This window comes from Pseudomonas sp. NFACC02, from assembly GCF_900110765.1.
Lineage (GTDB): Bacteria > Pseudomonadota > Gammaproteobacteria > Pseudomonadales > Pseudomonadaceae > Aquipseudomonas.
In genome coordinates this window covers 1-18,185 of the sequence record NZ_FOEO01000051.1, presented here as the reverse complement: position 1 = coordinate 18,185, position 18,185 = coordinate 1, and the positions used below count along the sequence as shown (strand labels likewise).

Annotated in this window: 14 protein-coding genes; 13 read left to right on the top strand and 1 reads right to left on the bottom strand. The window is 60.6% G+C overall.

The features are described from left to right. Positions 1–342 precede the first annotated feature (342 nt). The 7 genes from dksA (at position 343) to folK (ending at position 9,109) form a co-directional block, all read left to right on the top strand. Positions 343–789, top strand: a complete 447-nt coding sequence (gene dksA, locus BMY73_RS24905; protein WP_062385092.1) for an RNA polymerase-binding protein DksA — start codon at positions 343–345, stop codon at positions 787–789. Positions 790–879: 90 nt separating this feature from the next. Beyond that, a complete protein-coding gene (gene gluQRS, locus BMY73_RS24900; RefSeq protein WP_062385090.1) occupies positions 880–1,767 on the top strand; it encodes a tRNA glutamyl-Q(34) synthetase GluQRS in 888 nt (295 codons plus the stop codon). A 128-nt stretch (positions 1,768–1,895) separates the two neighbouring features. Further along, positions 1,896–2,072: a hypothetical protein gene (locus BMY73_RS24895; protein WP_002552060.1), complete on the top strand. Its 177-nt coding sequence runs from the start codon at positions 1,896–1,898 to the stop codon at positions 2,070–2,072. After that, positions 2,056–5,010: a sensor histidine kinase gene (locus tag BMY73_RS24890; protein WP_175500244.1), complete on the top strand. Its 2,955-nt coding sequence runs from the start codon at positions 2,056–2,058 to the stop codon at positions 5,008–5,010. The genes BMY73_RS24895 and BMY73_RS24890 overlap by 17 nt, the downstream gene beginning before the upstream one ends. 22 nt (positions 5,011–5,032) lie before the next feature. Beyond that, positions 5,033–6,472, top strand: a complete 1,440-nt coding sequence (locus tag BMY73_RS24885) for a sigma-54-dependent transcriptional regulator (protein WP_062385086.1) — start codon at positions 5,033–5,035, stop codon at positions 6,470–6,472. A 763-nt stretch (positions 6,473–7,235) separates the two neighbouring features. Then, positions 7,236–8,630: a polynucleotide adenylyltransferase PcnB gene (locus tag BMY73_RS24880; protein WP_062385084.1), complete on the top strand. Its 1,395-nt coding sequence runs from the start codon at positions 7,236–7,238 to the stop codon at positions 8,628–8,630. A 5-nt stretch (positions 8,631–8,635) separates the two neighbouring features. Beyond that, a complete protein-coding gene (gene folK, locus BMY73_RS24875; protein ID WP_092410451.1) occupies positions 8,636–9,109 on the top strand; it encodes a 2-amino-4-hydroxy-6-hydroxymethyldihydropteridine diphosphokinase in 474 nt (157 codons plus the stop codon). Between the two features lie 37 nt (positions 9,110–9,146). Here folK and BMY73_RS28390 read toward each other — a convergent pair whose 3' ends face one another. Further along, positions 9,147–9,311, bottom strand: a complete 165-nt coding sequence (locus BMY73_RS28390; protein WP_175500243.1) for a hypothetical protein — start codon at positions 9,309–9,311, stop codon at positions 9,147–9,149. Between the two features lie 274 nt (positions 9,312–9,585). On the opposite strand from BMY73_RS28390, the gene panB reads away from it, so the two are divergent. The 6 genes from panB (at position 9,586) to BMY73_RS24845 (ending at position 17,723) form a co-directional block, all read left to right on the top strand. Continuing rightward, entirely contained in the window at positions 9,586–10,386 is an 801-nt protein-coding gene (gene panB / locus BMY73_RS24870) for a 3-methyl-2-oxobutanoate hydroxymethyltransferase (protein WP_062385080.1), read from the top strand. Beyond that, positions 10,383–11,234 (top strand): pantoate--beta-alanine ligase, encoded by an 852-nt coding sequence (panC, locus tag BMY73_RS24865; protein ID WP_092410449.1) that lies wholly within the window; start codon positions 10,383–10,385, stop codon positions 11,232–11,234. The genes panB and panC overlap by 4 nt, the downstream gene beginning before the upstream one ends. A gap of 284 nt (positions 11,235–11,518) precedes the next feature. Continuing rightward, complete coding sequence (gene pgi, locus BMY73_RS24860; protein ID WP_062385076.1) at positions 11,519–13,183, top strand: glucose-6-phosphate isomerase; 1,665 nt, start codon at positions 11,519–11,521, stop codon at positions 13,181–13,183. Positions 13,184–13,427: 244 nt separating this feature from the next. Further along, entirely contained in the window at positions 13,428–15,365 is a 1,938-nt protein-coding gene (acs, locus tag BMY73_RS24855) for an acetate--CoA ligase (protein WP_092410447.1), read from the top strand. A gap of 176 nt (positions 15,366–15,541) precedes the next feature. After that, entirely contained in the window at positions 15,542–16,411 is an 870-nt protein-coding gene (locus BMY73_RS24850) for an oxygenase MpaB family protein (RefSeq protein WP_092410445.1), read from the top strand. Between the two features lie 133 nt (positions 16,412–16,544). Beyond that, entirely contained in the window at positions 16,545–17,723 is a 1,179-nt protein-coding gene (locus BMY73_RS24845; protein WP_062385070.1) for an acetyl-CoA C-acetyltransferase, read from the top strand. The last annotated feature ends 462 nt before the right edge of the window (positions 17,724–18,185 follow it).

Genomic DNA, 18,185 nt, shown 5'->3' with positions numbered 1-18,185 from the left:
GGCCTTCCTTTATTTACACGTGGCGGAAACAATTTGTCGATTCTACCCAACCGCCTGCTTCGTCTACAGGATTTATCAGGTACCGTTCTGTGCCGACGCTCCACTTATCCACGTGGTTGCGACAGGGGCTAGACTGAAAGCGCTGCAAAATAATATAAAACCGGGCGCTGTGGCCGTGGTCATAGTTTACGGGCGCGTTGTAGGGCCATGCTCGACAACCGGGAGTAGCGCGCCCCGATTCGATCTGGTAAGTTCGCCCGCTTGCAGCCGCAGGGCCGGCAGGTGTCGGCGATGGATCATTACCCTGCGCAATGGCTTAGATGAGTGAGAGGCGGTCCGTTCATGCCCACCGAAGAAAAGCAAAAGAGCAATTCAACAACGATCAGCGGATTCACTCCCTACGTTGAAACCAAGGGTGAGGAATACATGGGCAAGCCCATGCGCGCCCACTTCACCCAGATCCTGCAGAAATGGAAGCAGGACTTGATGCAGGAAGTCGACCGTACGGTTGATCACATGAAGGACGAAGCGGCCAACTTCCCCGACCCCGCTGACCGTGCAAGCCAGGAAGAAGAGTTCGCTCTGGAACTGCGCGCACGCGACCGCGAGCGTAAGTTGATCAAGAAGATCGACAAAACGCTGCAGTTGATCGAAGACGAGGAGTACGGCTGGTGCGAATCGTGCGGTATCGAGATCGGCCTGCGCCGTCTGGAAGCCCGCCCTACTGCCGACCTGTGCATCGACTGCAAGACGCTGGCAGAAATCAAGGAAAAACAGGTCGGTAAATGATCCTGTTTTTCATATAAGACAAAGGGCGCTTCGGCGTCCTTTGTTGTTTTCGCGTTGTCCCCAAACCGATTTCAAGTACCATCACCGCCCATGAACCCCCCTTCTTATATAGGGCGCTTTGCGCCGACGCCCAGCGGCTATCTGCACTTCGGCTCACTGGTGGCCGCGCTGGCGTCGTATCTGGATGCGCGATCGGTCGGCGGAAAATGGCTGATGCGCATGGAAGACCTCGATCCGCCCCGCGAAGAGCCCGGCGCGCAGGCGGCCATCCTCAATACGCTGGAAACCTACGGGTTCGAGTGGGATGGCGAGTGGGTCAGGCAGAGCGATCGGCACGACGCTTACCAGGACATCATCCATCGCTGGTTCAGTTACGGCCTGGCCTACGCATGCACCTGTTCGCGCAAACATCTGGAAGATTTCCAGGGGATTTACCCAGGCTTGTGTCGCAATGCGGGGCATTCGGCCGACAACGCGGCGATCCGCATTCGCGTGCCCGAACTGGAATACCGCTTCGAAGACCGGGTACAGGGTGAGTTTCGTCAGCACCTTGGCCGTGACGTTGGCGATTTTGTGATCAAACGAAGGGACGGCCTTTATGCCTACCAATTGGCCGTTGTCCTCGACGATGGCTGGCAGGGCGTTACCGATATCGTGCGTGGTGCCGACCTGCTGGACTCCACGCCGCGCCAGCTTTATCTCCAGGAATTGCTGGGGCTGCCGCAACCGCGCTATCTGCACGTCCCGCTGATCACCCAGCCTGACGGCCATAAGCTGGGCAAGTCCTATCGTTCACCGCCGTTACCCGCCGATCAGGCCACACCGCTACTGATGCGTGCATTGCGGGCACTGGGGCAGCCTGTACCGGGTGAGTTGTCCTTCGCCACACCGCGCGAGGTGCTCGACTGGGGCATCGCCCACTGGAATGCCGATTTGATTCCACGGGTCACCCGTATCGAAGAAGCTCGAATAGACTGATCCAGAGCGGTTGCTCCACACTGCACCACAAAGCTGGCCGAAACGTCGCTTGCAGCCTGATAGCCATCCGTTACCATGCCGCTCCGTCACAGGCTGTCGTGCCGGCGTCACTCAATCTGGGAGGCCAGATGTACATCTATCGATTGGTCCTGCTCCTGGTGGTAGGCATCTACCTGTTCTCCCCCGCCATCATGGATTGGTGGATCGACGCAACGGGCGCCTGGTACCGGCCCTACATGCTGTGGCTGATCCTGATCGTGGTGACCTTCATTCTGCAGAGCCAACGAGATGCCGATGAGCTTTAGCCTGACCCAGATGATCCTGGTCAGCACCGCCTACCTGCTGGTGCTGTTCAGCGTTGCCTGGATCAGCGAACGCGGCCTGATCCCGCGCTGGATCATTCGCCACCCGCTGACCTACACACTGTCGCTGGGCGTCTACGCCAGTGCGTGGGCGTTCTACGGCACCGTGGGCCTTGCGTACGAATACGGCTACGGGTTCTTGTCCAGTTACCTAGGGGTATCAGGCGCATTTCTGCTGGCGCCAGTGCTGCTTTACCCGATTCTCAAGATCACCCGCACCTACCAGCTTTCGTCCCTTGCGGACCTGTTCGCCTTCCGCTTTCGCAGCACGTGGGCCGGCGCGCTGACAACGATTTTCATGCTGATCGGCGTGCTGCCGCTGCTGGCCCTGCAAATCCAGGCCGTTGCGGACTCCATGGCGATCCTGACCCGTGAGCCTGTGCGCAACTACGTCGCCTTTGCGTTTTGCGTGCTGATTATCCTGTTCACCATCTTCTTCGGCTCGCGACACATCGCCACCCGGGAAAAACATGAAGGCCTGGTGTTCGCCATCGCTTTCGAATCGGTGATCAAGCTGGTGGCCATCGGCGGCATAGGTATCTATGCGCTCTACGGCGTATTTGATGGCCCGGCGAGCCTCGAGCAGTGGCTCCTGCAGAATCAGAGCGCACTGGCCGCGCTGCACACGCCCCTGCAGGAAGGCCCTTGGCGGACGCTGCTGCTGGTGTTCTTCGCCTCGGCCATCGTGATGCCGCACATGTATCACATGACCTTTACCGAAAACCTCAACCCGCGCGCGCTGGTCAGCGCAAGCTGGGGATTGCCGCTGTTTCTGCTGTTGATGAGTCTGGCCGTGCCCCTGGTGCTGTGGGCCGGGCTGAAACTGGGCGCGACCACCAGCCCGGAATACTTCACCCTCGGGATTGGCATCGCGGCAAATAACAAGCTGCTGGCGCTGCTGGCCTATATCGGCGGGCTGTCAGCGGCGAGCGGGCTGATCATTGTCACCACGCTGGCCTTGTCCGGCATGGCGCTCAACCACCTGGTGCTGCCGCTCTACCAGCCTCCGGCCGAGGGCAACATCTATCGCTGGCTGAAGTGGACCCGGCGCGGGCTGATCGTCGCGATCATCATGGCCGGATACGGTTTTTACCTGCTGCTGGGTGCCAAGCAGGATCTGGCCAATCTGGGCATCGTCGCCTTTGTCGCCACTCTGCAGTTCTTGCCTGGCGTGCTCTCGGTTCTGTATTGGCCGGCAGCAAACCGTCGAGGCTTCATGGCGGGTCTGATCGCCGGGATTGTGGTGTGGCTGGTGAGCATGCTGTTCCCGCTGATCGGCAACTTCCAGGGCTTCTATATTCCGCTGTTGAACATGATCTACGTGCTGGATGACACCAGTTGGCACATGGCCGCGATTGCCTCGCTGGCCGCCAACGTTCTGGTGTTCACCCTGATTTCCCTGTTCAGCAATCCGAGTCCGGAAGAAGCCAGCGCCGCCGAGGCCTGCGCCGTGGATAACGTTCGTCGCCCTCAGCGTCGCGAGCTGCATGCCGTGTCGCCGCAGGAATTCGCGACGCAACTGGCCAAACCGCTGGGCGCGAAAGCCGCGCAAAAAGAGGTCGAACAGGCGCTGCGCGACCTCTACCTGCCATTCGACGAGCGTCGCCCCTATGCGCTGCGCCGCCTGCGTGACCGCATCGAAGCCAACCTGTCCGGCCTGATGGGACCCAGCGTGGCCCAGGACATGGTGGAAACCTTCCTGCCGTACAAATCCGGCAGCGAGAACTATGTCACCGAAGACATTCACTTCATCGAAAGCCGGCTTGAGGATTATCACTCGCGCCTCACCGGCCTTGCCGCCGAACTCGATGCCCTGCGCCGCTACCACCGCCAGACCCTGCAGGAATTACCGATGGGCGTCTGCTCGCTGGCCAAGGATCAGGAGATCCTGATGTGGAACAAGGCCATGGAGGAACTGACCGGGATAGGGGCGCAACGGGTCGTCGGGTCGCGCCTTGAAACCATTGCCGACCCGTGGCGACAGTTGCTGCTGGGCTTCATCAACGTGCCGGACGAGCATTTGCACAAGCAACGCCTGGCGCTGGACGGCCAGACCCGCTGGCTCAACCTGCACAAAGCCGCCATCGACGAACCGCTTGCGCCCGGTAACAGCGGCCTGGTGATTCTGGTCGAGGACCTGACCGACACCCAGATGCTCGAAGACAAACTGGTCCACTCCGAGCGTCTGGCCAGTATCGGTCGACTGGCGGCAGGGGTCGCGCACGAGATTGGCAACCCGATCACCGGAATCGCCTGTCTCGCGCAGAACCTGCGCGAAGAGCGCGAAGACGATGGCGAACTGACCGAAATCAGCAGCCAGATCATCGAACAGACCAAGCGTGTCTCGCGCATCGTGCAGTCACTGATGAGCTTCGCCCACGCTGGCGGCCATCAGCATGCCGACGAAGCCGTGTGCCTGGCCGAGGTGGCGCAGGATGCCATTGGTCTGCTCGCGCTGAATCGCCGCAATTTCGAAGTGCAGTTCTATAACCTGTGCAACCCGGGTCACTGGGTCGATGGCGACCCGCAACGCCTGGCTCAGGTGCTCATTAACCTGCTTTCCAACGCCCGTGACGCCTCGCCCGCGGGCAGCGCGGTGCGGGTGAAAAGCGAAGCCAGCGAACATACGATCGATTTGATCGTCGAAGATGAAGGCACTGGAATTCCGAAAGCAATCATGGACCGCTTGTTCGAACCGTTCTTCACCACCAAGGATCCGGGAGAAGGGACAGGACTGGGGCTCGCACTGGTCTATTCCATCGTTGAAGAGCATTATGGACAAATCACCATCGACAGCCCGGCTGACCCCGAGCACCAACGCGGAACCCGTATCCGGGTGACATTACCGCGACATGTCGAAGCGACGTCCGCTGTGAACTGAGACCGTCGAGAGAATCGAATCAATGCCGCACATTTTGATCGTCGAAGACGAAACCATTATCCGCTCTGCCTTGCGTCGCCTGCTGGAACGAAATCAGTACCAGGTCAGTGAAGCCGGATCCGTGCAGGAAGCTCAGGAACGGTTCAGCATCCCCTCGTTTGACCTGATCGTCAGCGACCTGCGCCTGCCTGGCGCGCCCGGCACCGAACTGATCAAACTCGGCCAGGGTAAACCTGTGCTGATCATGACCAGCTATGCCAGCCTGCGCTCAGCCGTGGATTCAATGAAGATGGGCGCCGTGGATTACATCGCCAAACCCTTCGACCACGACGAAATGCTCCAGGCCGTCTCGCGCATTCTGCGGGACCGACAAACAGTGCAAAGCCTGCAGGCCGAGCGCGCCGCCAGCGGCAAGGCTTCGGCTTCCGACAAACCCGGGCCGGACAACAGCAACGGCGAAATCGGCATCATTGGCTCGTGCCCGCCGATGCAGGACCTGTACAGCAAGATCCGTAAAGTCGCGCCGACCGATTCCAATGTGCTGATCCAGGGTGAGTCCGGGACCGGCAAGGAACTGGTCGCTCGCGCCCTGCACAACCTGTCCCGTCGCGCCAAGGCGCCGATGATTTCGGTGAACTGCGCGGCCATTCCGGAAACCCTGATCGAATCCGAACTGTTCGGCCACGAGAAAGGCGCGTTTACCGGTGCCAGCGCCGGGCGCGCCGGTCTGGTGGAAGCGGCTGACGGCGGAACGTTGTTCCTCGACGAAATCGGTGAGCTGCCACTCGAGGCGCAGGCACGCTTGCTGCGCGTGCTACAGGAAGGCGAGATCCGCCGCGTCGGCTCGGTGCAATCGCAGAAGGTCGACGTACGCCTCATCGCGGCGACCCACCGGGACCTCAAGAGCCTGGCCAAGGTCGGGCAATTCCGTGAAGACCTTTATTACCGCCTGCACGTCATCGCCCTGAAACTGCCGGCGTTGCGCGAGCGTGGCGCGGATGTGAACGAAATCGCCAATGCATTTCTCGCGAGGCAGAGCGCGAAGGCTGGGCGCAACGACCTGCGGTTTGGCCCTGATGCCGAGCAGGCGATCCGTCACTACTCTTGGCCGGGAAACGTGCGAGAGCTTGAAAACGCGGTAGAGCGCGCAGTGATCCTGTGCGAAAGCCCGGACATTTCAGCAGATCTGCTGGGCATCGACATCGAACTGAGCGATCTGGACGTCGAAGAGTTCATCGGTCTGGCGCCGCAGCCCGGAAACGCGGCCAGCTCCACCGCTCACGAACCCACCGAAGACCTGTCACTGGAAGACTACTTCCAGCACTTCGTGCTCGAGCATCAAGACCACATGACCGAAACCGAGCTGGCACGCAAACTGGGCGTGAGCCGCAAGTGCCTGTGGGAGCGCCGTCAGCGCCTGGGGATCCCCCGTCGCAAGTCGGGCGTGGCCAGCGAAACGTGAGGTGAATCCAGCGCAGGGCTCTGGCACGCGGTGTTCAGACCTTGTGAAAAAACTGTTACCTCAGTCAGCGACACGTAACAAAAGCCGGGGCGTACGGTAACGTAACCCCGGTTTTTTTAGGCCTGCGAAAAATAGCGTCGTTTTGCCACACCCCCGTGTTTAAAGGGCTGCGGCGTTTTACACAGAAGTTGGCACGCGTTCTGCTATAACTATTCGCACAAGAACAACAAAAATCAGTCACCCGCAAAACAACACAATAAAAACAAGACGTATCGACTCACGCATAACAAAAACAACACGGCGGAGGCGCAGCTAACTGATTCTTTTGGAGAGGCGTTGCATTTGGGACTTGTCCCGCAACCAGGCTGAGAACAACAAAAAACTACCCTAAGGTAGCGCCTGAACTGGTTGGATCGATTGATTACTGCAGCACAGCGACCAAAGCAATCCGTTTGCTCTTGACTCCCGATTGGGAGGTTTCACAGGCGAAAAGCCGTGAATTGGGCGCTCAACAAAAATAAAAAGCCCAACAGACAATAAAAATAAGAGCACGCACTTTGGGGGAGCTTCGGCTCCCCCAGTAGCTTGTGGAGTAAAAGCCCGCCCGCAAGCCCTACCCTCCACCATCCAAGCCTGCTCAGCCTGCCTCAGGTCTGCCTTAGCGCAGCGTCCTACACCATCCCTCGACTAAATGCTAGAATCCCCGCCCATCATGCGGTCATTCTTCGTAATTGGCCGAATATTCCTTCAAACAGTGCATCCCATGCTGAAGAAGCTGTTCCAGTCATTCCGTTCTCCCCTGCGCAAACCGCAGCAACACACGCGTACAACGCCTGAAGTGCTCAGCAGCAGCCAGCATTCGTTGCAGCGCAGTCAATTCAGCCGCTACGCGGTGAGCATCGTCGAACGCCTGCAAAATGCTGGCTATCAGGCCTACCTGGTCGGCGGTTGCGTGCGCGACATGATGCTGGGCATCACGCCAAAAGACTTCGACGTCGCGACCAGCGCCACGCCGGAGCAGGTCCGTGCGGAATTCCGCAACGCCCGTATCATCGGCCGCCGTTTCAAGCTGGTTCACATCCATTTCGGGCGTGAAATCATCGAAGTGGCAACTTTCCGCGCCAACCATCCTCAGGACGACGAGGACGAAGACAGCAACCAGTCTTCACGTAACGAGAGCGGGCGGATTCTGCGCGACAACGTTTACGGCACGCTGGAAGAAGACGCACAACGTCGCGACTTCACCATCAACGCGCTGTATTACGACCCGGTCACCGAGCGCGTGCTCGATTACGCCAACGGCGTACACGACATCCGCAATCGCCTTATCCGGCTGATCGGCGATCCTCAGCAGCGCTATAAAGAAGACCCGGTGCGGATGCTGCGGGCGGTACGCTTTGCCGCCAAGCTGGATTTCGGCATCGAGAAACACAGCGCGACGCCGATTCGACCGCTGGCGCCAATGCTGCGCGATATTCCGGCGGCGCGGTTGTTCGAAGAAGTGCTAAAGCTGTTCCTCAATGGCTACGCCGAACCGACCTTCGAGATGCTGGTCGACCTGGAACTGTTCGACCCATTGTTCCCGGCCAGCGCCAAGGCGCTGGAGTACAACCCGACTTACACACACACGCTGATCAGCGAAGCCCTGGCCAACACCGATCTGCGGGTGCGGCAGAACAAACCGGTCACACCGGCCTTCCTGTTCGCCGCGCTGCTGTGGCCTGCGCTGCCGGCGCGGGTTTTGCGTTTGCAGGAACGCGGCATGCCGCCGATTCCAGCCATGCAGGAAGCCGCGCACGAGCTGATCACCGAGCAATGCCAACGCATCGCGATCCCGAAACGCTTCACCATGCCGATTCGCGAAATCTGGGACATGCAGGAGCGCCTGCCACGCCGCTCCGGCAAACGCGCCGACCTGCTGCTGGACAACCCGCGTTTTCGTGCCGGCTACGATTTCCTGCTGCTGCGTGAGAGCGCCGGCGAAGAAACCGATGGGCTCGGCGACTGGTGGACCGAATACCAGGACGCAAACGAAGCGGGTCGTCGCGACATGATCCGCGACCTGGGCAGCAAGTCCGAAACCGGCCAAGGCCCGCGCAAGCGCCGTCGCAGCGGTGGCGGCAAGCGCAAGCGCGCTGGCGCGGACGCCTCGGAATAACCGGCATGGAACGTGTCTACATCGGCATGGGCAGCAACCTGGCCGCCCCCGCCGAGCAATTGCGCGAAGCGCTCAAAGCACTGGGCCAACTGCCGCACACCTCCCTGTCGGGCGTTTCCTCTTTTTATGCCAGTGACTCGTTGCTGCCGGGCCAGCCGCGTTACACCAATGCGGTCGCTGCACTCGACACCGCGCTTGAGCCTTTGGCCTTGCTGGATGCGCTGCAAGCCATCGAAAACGATCAGGGCCGCGAACGCCTTGAGCGTTGGGGGCCTCGCACACTGGATCTGGACATTCTGCTGTTTGGCGATCGCCTGATCGATGAACCCCGCCTGAAAGTGCCGCATTACCACATGCAGGCGCGGGCGTTTGTGCTCTATCCGCTGGCTGAACTGGCGCCGGGGATCACCCTGGCCGATGGACGCGCGCTTGTTGATCTTCTCGCCGCATGCCCGTTCGAAGGGCTTGAGCGGCTCTAGCCTCACCTCAGCCCGGAGGGCGTAACAACTGTCGTCCTCAAATCACATGTGCAGTTTCATCGAAGGCTTCTGCCTGCAAGGTGTAGGAGCGTGGCTTGTCCCGCGATCTGCGCGCAGCGGCAGCAAAATCAGGCGACTTGGTTGTACCTGACACGCCGCATGCATCGGTTTTGCTGCCGGTTCCCGGCAGATCGCGGGACAAGCCACGCTCCTACAGTTCGACATTACGCTCAGCATGGTTCTGACATAGGCCCGGCAGCCGTTACCCTCCGGTAACATCCTGCTCAAACCGGTAACACCCGGAATTGACTTCCCGCCCCCTCCTCACGAAGATAAGCGTCCCGAAGCCGGACTACCGGCCCATAGGCGCCAAACAGGTCTTTGCAAACATCGCGAAACGACGATGTGCCTGCGTTTGCAGAATGAATCACGCGTGCTCGCCGTCGTATTCACAGCGCCTGAATGAGGACTTTTTCATGCCAGATATCACGGTTACGTCTCTGCTGGGGTTGAAGCAGAAAGGTGAAAAAATCACCATGCTCACCTGCTACGACGCAACGTTCGCCCACACCGCCAGCCAGGCCGGCGTTGAAGTGTTGCTGGTCGGCGATTCGCTGGGGATGGTCCTGCAGGGGCATGACAGCACGCTGCCGGTCACCACGGCCGACATGGCTTACCACGTCGCCAGCGTCAAACGTGGAAACCAGGGCGCCATGATCCTCGCTGATCTGCCTTTCATGTCCTATGCCACTGCCGAGCAGACATTTGCCAACTGCGCGACGCTGATGCAGGCCGGTGCGCACATGATCAAGATCGAGGGCGCGGCCTGGCTGGGTGATTCGATTCGTCTGCTGGCCGAGCGCGGTATCCCGGTGTGCGCGCACATGGGGCTGACCCCTCAGGCCGTGAACGTACTGGGCGGCTACAAAGTGCAGGGCCGTCAGGAAGCGCAAGCGCGACAGATGCGCGCCGATGCCATCACGCTGGAACAGGCCGGTGCCGCGATGATTCTGCTGGAGTGCGTGCCAAGCGATCTGGCACAGGAGATTACCCACGCCGTGAAGATTCCGGTGATCGGCATTGGCGCGGGGAGCGCCACCGACGGCCAGGTCCTGGTGTTGCATGACATGCTGGGCCTGTCGATCAGTGGCCGTATGCCCAAGTTCGTGAAGAACTTCATGACCGGTCAGCCTGATATCCCGTCCGCCATCGCGGCGTACGTCAGCGCCGTCAAAGACGTCAGCTTCCCCGCTCCAGAACACGGGTTCTCGGCATGAACACAGTTAAAACCGTGCGCGAGCTGCGCGCCGCCGTCGCACGCGCCCGCAGCGAAGGCAAACGTATCGCGCTGGTGCCCACCATGGGCAATCTGCACAGCGGCCACACCGCACTGGTCACCAAGGCCGCCCAACGCGCCGATTTCGTGGTGGCGAGCATCTTCGTCAATCCGCTGCAGTTCGGTCCCAATGAAGACCTGGCGACCTACCCCCGGACGCTGGCTGCCGATCAGGAAAAGCTCTTGCAGGCCGGTTGCCATTTGCTGTTCACGCCAACGGTGGAAGAAATGTATCCCCACGGCATGGCCGATCAGACCCTCGTCCGCGTGCCGGTCGTCTCCGAAGGGCTGTGCGGCGGGAGTCGGCCAGGCCATTTCGACGGCGTGTCCACGGTCGTCAGCAAGCTGTTCAACATGGTTCAGCCTGACATCGCGATTTTTGGCCAGAAGGACTTCCAGCAACTGGCGGTGGTCAGTGCGCTGGTGCGTGACCTGAACATGCCGATCCAGATCATCGGCGAACCCACGGTTCGCGCCGCTGACGGTCTGGCGCTGTCCTCGCGCAATGGCTATTTGACCGAAGCTGAGCGCGCAGCCGCGCCTGCGCTATATCGCGTGATCAAGCACATCGGCGACGCCCTTCACAACGGCGAACAGAACCACGCGCAACTGCTGGCCGACGGCAAGAAAGCGCTCGAAGCCGCAGGCTTTCGCCCTGACTATCTGGAGATTCGTCAGGCCGTGACCCTGCGTCCCGCAACCCCTGATGACCATGATCTGGTGGTACTCGGCGCCGCATTCCTGGGCAAGACACGCTTGATCGACAATCTGCACCTCGCCAAGGAATGACAGGCCGCACGTGCCAGTGATTCGCAACTATGCTCACTGGCCTGAGCCCGCGCTTGCTCGAAAAGGGTTCGGGCAATGAACTTAGCCACACGAGCAATGCCATAGCGGTACAGGTCGCCTGAGTCTGATCGACAGTACCCTGTGAGAAAAAGTACCGAGCAAAGGTAAGACAAGGCGCAGACATCGGCGCGTCCGGGGGTTAGGCTTCGGAGAACGCATGCATTCGATCCCGCCCTGGCTTTTCAGTGTCCAAAGGCAGTTCAAGTACAAGGAAACCCGCAGCGATGGCGTACTACCGCACTCCTCATGACGTCACCACCCTGCCCGCCTGGCAGGCGCTCACCGATCACCGCAAAGCCATGCAGAATTTCAGCATGCGCGAGGCGTTCAACGAAGACCCGCAGCGTTTCAGTGAATTCACCCTTAGCAGCAGCGGGCTGTTTCTCGATTACTCGAAAAACCTGATCACCGCCGAGACACGCCAGTTGCTGGTCAACCTGGCGAATGAAGTCGGGCTCAAAGACGCGATCAAGGCTCAGTACGACGGCGAGCCGGTCAACGCATCGGAAAACCGCCCGGCGCTGCACACCGCACTGCGCCGTCCGGTGGGCGACAAGTTGATGGTCAACGGCACCAACGTGATGCCGGAAGTCCACAAGGTCCTGAACCAGATCACCGACCTGGTCGGCCGCATTCACGATGGCCTGTGGCGCGGCTACACCGAAAAGCCGATCACGGACGTGGTCAACATCGGCATTGGTGGCTCGTTCCTGGGCCCCGAGCTGGTGTCCGAAGCCCTGCTGTCTTACGCGCAGAAAGGCGTTCGCTGCCACTATCTGGCGAACATCGACGGCACCGAGCTGCACGAGCTCACCAGCAAGCTGCGCGCGGAAACCACGCTGTTCATTGTGTCCTCCAAGACATTCAGCACGCTGGAAACCCTGAAGAACGCCACGGCCGCTCGCGCCTGGTACCTGGCTCAGGGTGGTTCGGAAGCCGAGCTGTATCGTCACTTCATTGCGGTGTCGAGCAATAACGCCGCCGCCGTGGCGTTCGGTATTCGCGAAGAAAACATCTTTCCGATGTGGGACTGGGTCGGGGGTCGTTACTCCCTGTGGTCGGCCATCGGTCTGCCCATCGCGCTGGCCGTCGGCATGTCCAACTTCAAGGAACTGCTGTCCGGTGCCTATACCATGGACCAGCATTTCCAGAACGCTCCGTTCGAAGAGAACATGCCGGTCCTGCTGGCGCTGCTGGGGGTCTGGTACGGCAACTTCTGGGGCGCGCAAAGCCACGCGATCCTGCCGTACGACCATTACCTGCGCAATATCACCAAGCACTTGCAACAGTTGGACATGGAGTCCAACGGCAAGAGCGTTCGTCAGGACGGCGTGCCGGTGAAAACCGATACCGGCCCGGTGATCTGGGGTGGCGTGGGATGCAACGGGCAGCACGCCTATCACCAGTTGCTGCATCAGGGCACCCAACTGATTCCGGCCGACTTCATCGTCCCGATCGTCAGCTTCAACCCGGTGTCCGACCATCACCAATGGCTGTACGCCAACTGCCTGTCGCAGAGCCAGGCGTTGATGCTGGGTAAAACCCGCGCGGAAGCGGAAGCCGAGCTGCGTACCAAGGGCATGCCGGAGGAAGAAGTGCAGCGTGTCGCGCCGCACAAGGTCATTCCGGGCAACCGTCCGAGCAACACCATCGTCTGCGAGCGCATCAGCCCTCGTCGCCTGGGTGCACTCGTCGCCCTCTACGAGCACAAAGTGTTCGTCCAGAGCGTGGTCTGGGGCACCAACGCTTTCGATCAGTGGGGCGTGGAACTGGGTAAAGAACTCGGCAAGGGCGTCTACAGCCGCCTTGTTGGCTCTGAAGAAACCCCGGCCGAGGACGCTTCGACCCAAGGCTTGATCAATTACTTCCGCGGTCGTCACCGCGGCTGATCCTGCCTGAGGCAACACCTCGAAACCCGCCCCCTCGCAAGAGGCGGCGGGTTTTTTTCTGTGTTTAGGCTGCAGCTGTGGGCGTGAGCGTGCTCGCGATCGCTGTGTCAGACATGAATGCAGAACAGACAGCCCCATCGCTAGCAAGCTCACGCCTGCAAAGGTGATGAGCCGTGATCCTGAACCCTGAGGATGCCAACGACTCTGATGTCATAACGTGCCCACAAGAAAAACAGGAGACGCCATGTTCAATCTCAGCGATTTCCCGCAGGCCGATGCCACGCGCAAAGCTGCCCAACTGAGCGCAGACGACTATCAGCGTCTCTATCGACAATCCATTGAACAGCCCGATGCGTTCTGGGCCGACCAGGCCAGGCAATTCCTGGACTGGTCCACACCTTGGGATCAGGTTCAGCAATCGGACCTCAAGACCGGCGCTGCGACCTGGTTCAAAGGCGGCAAGCTGAACGTCAGCTACAACTGCATCGATCGCCATCTGGAAACGCGCGGCGATCAGGTGGCGATCCTGTGGGAGGGCGATGACCCTTCAGAGTCGGCCGAAGTCACCTACAAGAAACTGCACCACAACGTCGCTCGTCTGGCGAATGTCTTGAAAGCCCGCGGGGTCAAGAAAGGCGACCGTGTGTGTATCTACATGCCGATGGTTCCGGAAGCCGCTTACGCGATGCTCGCATGCACGCGGATCGGCGCGGTGCATTCGGTGGTGTTCGGCGGGTTTTCGCCGGACGCGTTGCGGGACCGAATCCTCGACGCCGATTGCCACACCGTGATCACCGCCGACGAAGGCGTACGTGGCGGCAAGTACATACCGCTCAAGCAGAACGTCGACAAGGCGCTGCAAAGCTGCCCCAACGTCAGCACCGTGCTGGTGGTCAAACGCACCGAAGGCGACGTGGACTGGGTCGAAGGCCGCGACATCTGGTACCACGAGGCGCTGCACGGGGTCAGCGACGATTGCCCACCCGAGCCCATGGACGCCGAAGATCCGCTGTTCATCCTTTACACCTCCGGCAGCACCGGCAAGCCCAAGGGCGTACTGCACACGACGGGCGGTTATCTGCTGCAGGCAGCAATGACCCATAAATACGTCTTCGATTATCGCGAAGGCGAGATTTACTGGTGTACCGCCGACGTGGGCTGGGTCACCGGTCACAGCTACATCGTCTACGGCCCGCTGGCGAATGGCGCAACGACCCTGATTTTCGAAGGTGTACCGAATTACCCGGACACCTCGCGCTTCTGGCAGGTCATCGACAAGCACCGTGTAAACATTTTCTACACCGCGCCCACCGCCCTGCGCGCCCTGATGCGTGAAGGCGCGAAGCCTTTGGAAAGCACCAGCCGGGAATCCCTGCGCGTGCTCGGCACCGTGGGCGAGCCGATCAACCCCGAAGCATGGGAATGGTATTTCCATGAGGTCGGCAAGGAGCGCTGCCCCATCGTCGACACCTGGTGGCAGACCGAGACCGGCGGCATCATGCTCACCCCGTTGGTCAGTACCACGCCGCTGAAACCGGGTTGCGCAACCCAACCGATGTTCGGGGTACAGCCGGTTTTGCTCGACGAAAAAGGCAACGAGCTCGAAGGCGCCACCAGCGGTCTTTTGGCAATCAAGGCCAGTTGGCCGGGCCAGATCCGTGGCGTGTACGGCGATCAGAAACGCATGGTCGAAACGTACTTCAAACCTTATCCCGGTTATTACTTCACCGGTGACGGCGCGCGCCGCGATCAGGACGGGCACTACTGGATTACCGGGCGTGTGGACGATGTGATTAACGTATCGGGCCACCGGATTGGCACTGCCGAGGTCGAGAGCGCGCTGGTGTTGCATGACAGCGTGGCCGAAGCTGCGGTCGTCGGTTACCCCCATGACGTGAAGGGCATGGGGATTTACGCCTTCGTCACGACCATGTCCGGGGTCGAACCGGACGAGGCGTTGCGCAAAGAACTGCTGGCGTTGGTCAGCAAGGAGATCGGCAGTTTCGCCAAGCCGGAGTTGATCCAGTGGGCCCCGGCCTTGCCGAAAACCCGTTCGGGGAAGATCATGCGGCGCATTCTGCGCAAGATCGCCTGCAACGAACTGGACACCCTCGGGGATATTTCGACCCTGGCGGATTCGAGCGTGGTGGAGGGGTTGATCGAGAAGCGCTTGAATACCTGAATCAGGCCCCCTGGTCTATTGGCGGCATAGCGCGAACGTGTAGGAGCCGGCTTGCTGGCGAATGCGGTAGATCAGTGCCTGAGAAGGTGGCTGATTGACCGCATTCGCCAGCAAGCCGGCTCCTACACTCCTGGGACGCAAGCCATACAGGCGTCAGACAATTTAATTGAGTAGCGATGGAATTCATCCGCACACGCATCGAAACCCAGGTCATGAGCATGACCGGTCTGGCACTGGGTCAACTGGACATGGAGAACCCCAAGGGTGATCCCGGTCTGTTCGGGCCGCAGGCTGTGTGCTGGCAGGTGCACGGAGATTTTCCCAGCATGCTGATCGGCGGCATCTGCGCCTTGATGCTGCAGATGCTGCACCCGCGTGTGCTGGCCGGGGTGTGGGACCACTCCAATTTTCGTGACGACATGCTCGGCCGTCTACGGCGGACCGGGCAGTTCATCTCCGGTACGACCTTTGGCTCGACCCACGACGCCAACTGGCTGATCGACAAGGTGCGCAACATTCATTCGCAGATCAGCGGGATCGCGCCGGACGGCAGCCGTTATACCGCTGACGATCCGCAGCTTCTGACGTGGGTGCATGTGGCGGAGGTGAGCAGTTTCATGTCGGCACATTTGCGCTACCTGAACCCGGCGCTGCCGCTTGATGAGCAGGATCGGTACTACGCCGAAACCGCGCTGGTCGCCGAACGCCTCGGCGCGCGCGACGTACCTCGATCGACACATGCCATTGCGCAGTACCTGGAACGCATGCGCCCTCAGTTGATGTGCGATGAGCGAACACGCGAAGTGCTACGCATTCTTCAGGGCGCGCCTGCACCCAGTCGTATGGCCAGGCCGATGGGCAGCCTGATGATGCAGGCCGGGATCGAGTTGTTGCCCGTCTGGGCCAGCGGCCTGTTTGGTATCCGGATGAGCGAGTTCAAGCGCTCGCTGATCCGCCTGGGCGTGAACCGCACCGCACCCGTTCTGCGCTGGGCCGTGCGCAATGCCTCGGTTCATCGCGCCAGACGAAGGATGGGTGTGGTGTGAAGCTACGCGCTCCTACAATGGCGCCGTCATTCATGCCACCATGTGCGCCCTTGATTCCGCTGTCCGGACCGTCTTCTTTTCGGCTTTCAAGCGGGTCTCGACGCCAAAACCAACAACAGTGAGGACTCGTACCATGCAAGACGTCGTTATCGTCGCCGCTACCCGCACCGCGGTGGGCAGCTTCCAGGGTTCGCTGGCGAGCATTCCCGCCGTTGACTTGGGCGCGGCCGTCATTCGCCAATTGTTGGCGCAAACCGGGCTGGACCCTGCGCAAGTCGACGAAGTGATCATGGGCCAGGTGCTTACGGCGGGCGCCGGTCAAAACCCTGCACGCCAGGCGTCGATCAAGGCGGGCCTGCCGTTTGCCGTGCCTGCAATGACCCTGAACAAGGTCTGCGGCTCGGGTCTGAAAGCCTTGCACCTCGGCACTCAGGCCATTCGTTGTGGCGATGCCGACGTGATCATCGCAGGCGGTCAGGAAAGCATGAGCCTGTCGAACTACGTGATGCCGGGCGCACGCACCGGTTTGCGCATGGGCCATGCGACCATGGTCGACACCATGATCAGCGACGGCCTGTGGGATGCCTTCAACGATTACCACATGGGCATCACCGCCGAGAACCTGTCGGAAAAGTACGGCATCAGCCGTGAAGCACAGGACGCGTTCGCGGCCTCGTCGCAACAGAAAGCCGCTGCGGCCATCGAAGCCGGGCGTTTTGTCGACGAAATCACCCCGATCCTGATTCCTCAGCGCAAAGGTGACCCCATCGCTTTCGCCACCGACGAACAGCCACGCGCGGGCACCACGGCCGAGTCGCTGGGCAAACTCAAGCCTGCGTTCAAGAAGGACGGCACCGTGACGGCGGGTAATGCTTCGTCGCTGAACGACGGCGCAGCGGCGGTGATTCTCATGAGCGCGAAAAAAGCCGAAGCACTGGGCTTGCCCGTGCTGGCGCGCATTGCCGCTTACGCCAACGCCGGTGTCGACCCGGCGATCATGGGCATCGGCCCGGTCAGCGCCACCCGCCGGTGCCTGGACAAGGCTGGCTGGTCGCTGGACGAGCTGGACCTGATCGAAGCCAACGAGGCCTTCGCCGCGCAATCACTGTCGGTGGGCAAAGAGCTGGGTTGGGACATGGAAAAGGTCAACGTCAACGGCGGCGCCATCGCCATCGGCCACCCGATCGGTGCGTCGGGTTGCCGCGTGCTGGTGACGTTGCTGCATGAGATGATCAAACGCGATGCGAAGAAAGGTCTGGCGACCTTGTGCATTGGTGGTGGTCAAGGCGTGGCGCTGGCGTTGGCCCGTTAACACAGCATACAAAGCCCGCTTCTGCCCGGAGGGCGGAGCGTGGCTCGTCCCGCGATCTGCCGGGCACTGGCAGTAAAATCAGGCGCATTTTAGTTTTTGACGTTCGCGGTGGGTGGGTTTGCTGGGTATGGGTATGGCGTTGGGATTGTGAGCAGATCCATTTTCTCGAGTGGCGCCGATTCACCTTTCCGCCCCTCCGGCGGGTCACTTTTGAAAAGGCACCAAAAGTAACCAAAAGTGCCCGGCTTCTGGTTTGGCCCTCGTTCGTCGGGTACCCGCACTCCGACGACGCTCCGTGGGCCCGCGCCGAACGGGCATCCATGCCCTGACGGCGCTCTCGCGGCATCCATGCCGCTCGGCCCACTGCGCATCGTCTACGTTTGGCCTGCACCCAAGTCGCGATTTGCGGTATCTGGACTGTCGCGCATATGAACAGCGCTGGCTGGAGCTAACGCTCCTCGC